The 6,200-nt window shown below is 62.0% G+C and carries 5 protein-coding genes; 4 read left to right on the forward strand and 1 reads right to left on the reverse strand.

Annotated elements, in window-relative coordinates; genetic code table 11:
• From DOU54_RS28220 to DOU54_RS17270, 3 genes are all read left to right on the forward strand, one after another.
• The coding region (locus DOU54_RS28220) for a riboflavin kinase (protein WP_286079932.1) at nucleotides 1-556 on the forward strand (556 nt) is incomplete at its 5' end.
• Nucleotides 557-836: 280 nt separating this feature from the next.
• Nucleotides 837-3,740 carry an isoleucine--tRNA ligase gene (gene ileS / locus DOU54_RS17265; protein WP_113381025.1) on the forward strand — a complete coding sequence of 968 codons (2,904 nt, stop codon included), beginning with the start codon at nucleotides 837-839 and terminating at the stop codon, nucleotides 3,738-3,740.
• A 142-nt stretch (nucleotides 3,741-3,882) separates the two neighbouring features.
• Nucleotides 3,883-4,524 (forward strand): hypothetical protein, encoded by a 642-nt coding sequence (locus DOU54_RS17270; protein WP_004440212.1) that lies wholly within the window; start codon nucleotides 3,883-3,885, stop codon nucleotides 4,522-4,524.
• A 50-nt stretch (nucleotides 4,525-4,574) separates the two neighbouring features.
• Here the strand turns inward: DOU54_RS17270 and DOU54_RS17275 are convergent, their stop codons facing one another.
• Nucleotides 4,575-5,033, reverse strand: a complete 459-nt coding sequence (locus tag DOU54_RS17275) for a nucleoside deaminase (RefSeq protein WP_004440213.1) — start codon at nucleotides 5,031-5,033, stop codon at nucleotides 4,575-4,577.
• A 71-nt stretch (nucleotides 5,034-5,104) separates the two neighbouring features.
• Between DOU54_RS17275 and DOU54_RS28225 the strand changes: the two genes are divergently transcribed.
• Nucleotides 5,105-6,200: pseudouridine synthase (locus DOU54_RS28225; RefSeq protein ID WP_502695973.1), on the forward strand; the 1,096-nt coding region annotated here is incomplete at its 3' end.

Consider the following 6,200-nt stretch of genomic DNA (forward strand, 5'->3'; position numbering starts at 1 on the left):
GATGGAAGCCGGAAAACGCCATGGCTTCGATGTGACGCTAGTGGACGCTTTCCGCGACGAGGGCGCGGATGTCGTCTCTTCCAGCCGGATACGCTCGCTTCTGTGCGAGGGTGATGTGGCGAGCGCCGCAGGCCTGCTTGGTTACCGTTTCACGGTGGAAAGCGAAGTCATCGGCGGCCAGAAGCTTGGCCGCACGCTGGGTTACCCCACCGCCAACATGGCGCTGGCGCCGGAAACGGAACTGAAGGCCGGCATCTATGCCGTCCGCTTCCGCCGCCCCGATGGCTCGATCCGCGACGGCGTGGCGAGCTTCGGCTATCGCCCGACGGTCACGGACAACGGCGCGGCGCTGCTCGAAACCTTCGTCTTCGATTTTTCGGGCGATCTCTATGGCGAGGTCTGCTCGGTCTCCTTCTTCGGCCACCTGCGCGATGAGTTGAAATTCGATGGTCTCGATCCGCTCGTGGCGCAGATCAAGCGGGATGAAGAAGAGGCGAGGGCGATGCTGTCGGGTGTGCAGCCGCTGAGCGAAGTGGATGCGAAGATCGCGTTTTGAGCAAGCTGTGGGGCATGTCCTTATTCGCCCGCCCCTTGCCGTCGCTTTTCTCTTCCTTTTTACCGGAAAACCGCATACACAACCGGCCATGTCCCAATACCGGTTGAAATTTGCAGTTCAGATTGGCCGAATTATTGGCCCGGCCTTCCGCCCGCTCTGAGAGAGCCGGAAGGTCCGGGATTTTGGCGCTTCTGTGACAGACGGACGTGGCGCTTTCCGAATTTGCCCTCTTTGCAATTGATATGGCGCGGCCCGCACGGCGCGCAACAACGGTATGATCATGAGCGACACCGCAGAAAAACTGGACTACTCCACCACCCTCTATCTTCCGCAGACGGATTTTCCGATGCGCGCCGGCCTGCCGCAGAAAGAACCGGAAACGGTGAAGCGCTGGCAGGAAATGGGTCTCTACAAGAAGCTGCGCGCCTCGGCCGCCGGCCGCGAGAAATTCGTGCTGCATGACGGCCCGCCCTATGCCAACGGCAATATCCATATCGGCCATGCGCTGAACAAGATCCTGAAGGACGTCATCACCCGCTCGTTCCAGATGCGCGGTTACGACGCCAATTACGTGCCCGGCTGGGATTGCCACGGCCTGCCGATCGAATGGAAGATCGAGGAAGCCTACCGCGCCAAGGGCAAGAACAAGGACGAGGTTCCGGTCAACGAATTCCGCAAGGAGTGCCGTGAGTTTGCGGCCGGCTGGATCAAGGTCCAGTCGGAGGAGTTCAAGCGCCTCGGCATCGAGGGCGACTTCGAAAACCCCTACACGACGATGAATTTCCACGCGGAAGCCCGCATCGCCGGCGAACTTTTGAAGATCGCCAAGAGCGGCCAGCTTTACCGCGGTTCCAAGCCGATCATGTGGTCGGTCGTGGAGCGCACGGCACTGGCGGAAGCGGAAGTCGAATATCATGACGTCGAGAGTGACACGATCTGGGTGAAGTTCCCGGTCGTTGAAGGCTCTGCCGAGCTTGATGGCGCTTCCATCGTCATCTGGACGACCACGCCTTGGACGATCCCCGGCAACCGCGCCATCTCGTTTTCGTCACGCATCGCCTATGGCCTTTATGAGGTCACGGCGGCGGCGAATGATTTCGGGCCGCAGCCGGGCGAAAAGCTCGTCTTCGCAGACAAGCTGGCAGCCGAATGCTTTGCCAAGGCGAAGCTCGAATTCACACGCCTGCGCGATGTGAAGGCGGAGGAGCTCGCCGGTGTCACCTGCGCCCACCCGCTGGCATCGCTGGGTTACACCTTCCCTGTTCCGGTTCTCGATGGCGATCACGTCACCGACGATGCCGGTACCGGCTTCGTGCACACAGCCCCCGGCCATGGCCGCGAGGACTTTGACGCGTGGATGGCGCAGGCGCGCGATCTGGAAGCGCGCGGCATCTCGTCCAAGATCCCGTTCACGGTCGGCGATGACGGTTTCTACACCGAAGACGCCCCCGGTTTCGGCCCGTCGGCCGAAGGCGGTGCCGCCCGTGTCATGGACGATAACGGCAAGAAGGGTGACGCCAATGACCGCGTCATCAAGGCGCTGATCGCGGAAAACAACCTGTTCGCCCGCGGCCGTCTGAAGCACAGCTATCCGCATAGCTGGCGCTCCAAGAAGCCTGTCATCTTCCGCAACACGCCGCAATGGTTCGTCTACATGGACAAGGAACTGGGTGACGGCACCACGCTGCGCTCCCGTTCGCTTTCCGCCATCGACCAGACCCGCTTCGTGCCGGCTTCCGGCCAGAACCGCCTGCGCGCCATGATCGAAGGCCGCCCGGACTGGGTTCTGTCGCGCCAGCGCAGCTGGGGCGTGCCGATCGCCGTCTTCGCCGACGAGAAAGGTGAAGTTCTGATCGACGAAGCCGTCAACGCTCGCATCCTCGAGGCTTTCGAGGCCGAAGGCGCGGACGCCTGGTTCGCCGAAGGCGCCAAGGAACGCTTCCTTGGCAATGACCACGACCATGCCAAGTGGCAGCAGGTCATGGACATCCTCGACGTCTGGTTCGACAGCGGCTGCACTCACACCTTCACGCTGGAAGATCGCCCGGACTTGAAGTGGCCGGCGGATGTCTATCTCGAAGGCTCCGACCAGCATCGCGGCTGGTTCCATTCGTCGCTGCTCGAAAGCTGCGCGACGCGTGGCCGTGCGCCTTACAATGCCGTTGTGACCCACGGTTTCACCATGGACGAGCAGGGGCGCAAACAGTCGAAGTCGCTCGGCAACGTGGTTGCTCCGCAGGAAGTCATGAGCCAGTCGGGTGCCGATATCCTGCGCCTGTGGGTGATGACCACGGATTACTGGGAAGACCAGCGCCTCGGCAAGGCCATCATCCAGACCAATGTCGATGCCTATCGCAAGCTGCGCAACACCATCCGCTGGATGCTCGGTACGCTCGCCCATTACAAGGGTGAGGAGATCGCCTATGACGATCTGCCGGAGCTGGAAAAGCTGGTGCTGCACCGCCTGTCCGAACTGGATGGCGTTGTTCGCGAAGGTTATGACGGCTTCGAGTTCAAGAAGATCACCCGTGCGCTGATCGACTTTGCCAATGTCGAGCTTTCGGCCTTCTATTTCGACGTCCGCAAGGACACGCTGTATTGCGACGCGCCGTCGTCACTGAAGCGTCGCGCGGCCCTGTCGGTCATCGCCAAGCTGTTCGATTGCCTGGTGACGTGGCTTGCCCCCATGCTGCCCTTCACCACGGAAGAAGCGTGGCTGTCGCGCTACCCGGATGCGGAGTCTGTGCATCTCGCCCAGTTCCCGGAAATCCCGGAAAACTGGAAGAATGATGCGCTGGAAGCGAAGTGGGAAAAAATCCGCAAGGTCCGCACCGTCGTGACGGGCGCGCTTGAAGTCGAGCGCCGTGAAAAGCGCATCGGTTCTTCGCTGGAAGCGGCTCCGGTCGTCCACATCGCCGACGCCGATCTTCTGGCCGCGCTGAAGGATCAGGACTTCGCCGAAATCTGCATCACCTCGGCCATCACGGTTGTGGGTGACGAAGGCCCTGCCGACGGTTTCCGCCTGCCGGAAGTTCCGAAGGTCGTGGTCGAGCAGAAGCTCGCGGAAGGTGAAAAATGCGCGCGTTCGTGGCGCATCACCACCGATGTCGGCTCCGATCCGGATTATCCCGATGTCTCGGCGCGCGATGCGGCCGCCCTGCGCGAGCTTGAGGCCCTGGCATAATGAAAATGGCCGGATGAATTGCGCTTTGCCTCTTCATCCGGTACACCTGCCTGAAAATGGCCGGATTTACAGGGCAATGCGGGCTGCCGCCTGCCGAAAGACGATGTCTGGCGAAGTGGGACGGACGGCTGGAAGGGTTTCAATGAAGACGATGCAGGGTAATGCGCAGGGTTTGGGCATGTTTCGCACGGTGGTTGGCGTCACGACGATAGGCGTGCTGCTCGGCGCGTGCACGAGCCCGACCTACGGTACGGGCAAGACGGCAGCCGAACAGCTTGTCGACGATCTCGGCAACGCAACCTCGATCACCGGCGACCAGACCAAGCGCAACCTGAAATATGGTCCTCGCCCGGGCCTCGTCGTTCCCGCCCAGGCCCGTGCCGAGCAGCTGGCTCAGCCGCAGCAGAACATGGCGAGCCGCGAAAACAATCCGCAATGGGTCGAATCGCCGGAAGAAACCCGCGAACGCCTGCGCGACGAGGCGGATGCCAACAAGAACAACCCGCATTATCGTTCGCCGCTGCTCGCCGGCAACGGCACCGCCGGTCAGATGACGGAAAGCCAGAAGTGGGAAGCCTTCCGCAAGGCCAAGGCCGAAGCACAGGGCGGCTCTGTGGTCAACGCCCAGCGCAAGTTCCTCACCGATCCGCCGGCCGAATATCGCAGCGTTCCGCAGGATCAGCTGACCGATCTCGGCGAGCCGGAGCAGAAAAAGGAAAAGCGCCGCAAGAAAGAAGCGGCAATGGCCGGCACCGGCAAGAGCTGGTGGAACCCCTTCCAGTAATGGCGAATGGTTGATGGCTGGCGGGAAGGCTTACGCCTCCCGCGAGTCGCTCAGTCGTCGAGACGTTTCCCGCGGAAAAATTGCCGCAGGATGTCAGCACTTTCACTCTCCGCCAGTCCCGAATAAACATCCGGCGCATGATGGCATGTCGGCTGGCTGAAGAACCGCACGCCACTCTCCACTGCACCGCCCTTCGGGTCTTGCGCGCCATAATAGAGCCGACGGATACGGGCAAATGAAATTGCCGCCGCGCACATGGTGCAAGGCTCCAGTGTCACATAGAGATCGGCACCGGGCAGGCGTTCCTGTCCCAGCGCCTCGCAGGCCATACGGATCACGGCGATTTCAGCATGCGCCGTCACATCGTTCAATTCACGGGTGCGGTTGCCGGAACGGGCGATGACGCGACCGTCCAGTACCAGTACGGCACCGATTGGAACCTCCTGCCGCTCGCCGGCGGCACGGGCTTCCCAAAGCGCCAGCTCCATGAAATGCGTCCTTTCGGCCATTGCGTTTCAATTTCCTCTTAACCCTTGTGCTTGGACCTGATAGGACAGCCCAAACAACAGGCAAACAGCAAATGACTTTTAAAGACAAGCCGAAGCGTGACGGCGGCAAGACATTTAGCCGAGACAGGAAGCCGAAAGGCCCCGGCAAACCCGCAGCCGAGCGCGAAAAGAAACCTGCCGAGGCAAAGGCCGCCCCGGTGCCGGAAACCGTTGGCGCCTCGAAGCCCGAGCGCATTTCCAAGATCATGGCGCGCGCCGGCGTGGCTTCGCGCCGCGATGTCGAGCGCATGATCATGGAGGGCCGCGTGTCGCTGAACGGCGTCAAGCTGGATACGCCTGTCGTCAACGCCACGCTGTCGGACAAGATCGAAGTGGATGGCATGCCGATTCGCGGCGCCGAGCGCACGCGGCTGTGGCTTTACCACAAGCCCGCTGGTCTGGTGACCACCAATTCCGACCCGGAAGGCCGCCCGACCGTTTTCGACAATCTGCCGAGCGAACTGCCGCGCGTCCTCTCCATCGGCCGCCTCGATATCAATACCGAAGGCTTGCTGCTGCTTACCAATGATGGCGGTCTTTCCCGCGTTCTGGAATTGCCGACGACCGGCTGGCTGCGCCGTTACCGCGTGCGCGCCCATGGTGAGGTGGATCAGGCGGCGCTCGACAAGCTGAAGGAAGGCATCGCCGTCGATGGCGTGCTCTACGGCGCGATCGACGCCACGCTTGACCGTACCCAGGGCCACAACGTCTGGATCAGCATGGGCCTGCGCGAAGGCAAGAACCGCGAGATCAAGAACGTGCTCGGCGCGCTCGGCCTCGAGGTCAACCGTCTGATCCGTGTTTCCTACGGTCCGTTCCAGCTGGGTGATCTGCCCGAAGGCAAGGTGCTGGAAGTGCGTGGCCGGATGCTGCGCGACCAGCTCGGCCCGCGCCTGATCGAACAGGCGGGCGCCAATTTCGATGCGCCGATCTACAATGCCCCCGTTGAGGACGAGGAAGACAACGCGCCGAAGCGGCCCGCGAAGGCCGAATGGGCAAAGAGCGATGCGCCGGAAGGCAAGCCACGCTTCGAAAAAGGCGGCAAGTCCGAGGACCGCCGTGAAAAGGCGCTTGGCCGCCTCGACACCAAGCGGGGCGACAAGCCCGCCGGCAAGTTCGGCTCCAAGC

Origin of the sequence: Agrobacterium sp. MS2 (assembly GCF_003261015.1) — a bacterium.
Classification (GTDB): Bacteria; Pseudomonadota; Alphaproteobacteria; order Rhizobiales; family Rhizobiaceae; genus Agrobacterium; species Agrobacterium pusense.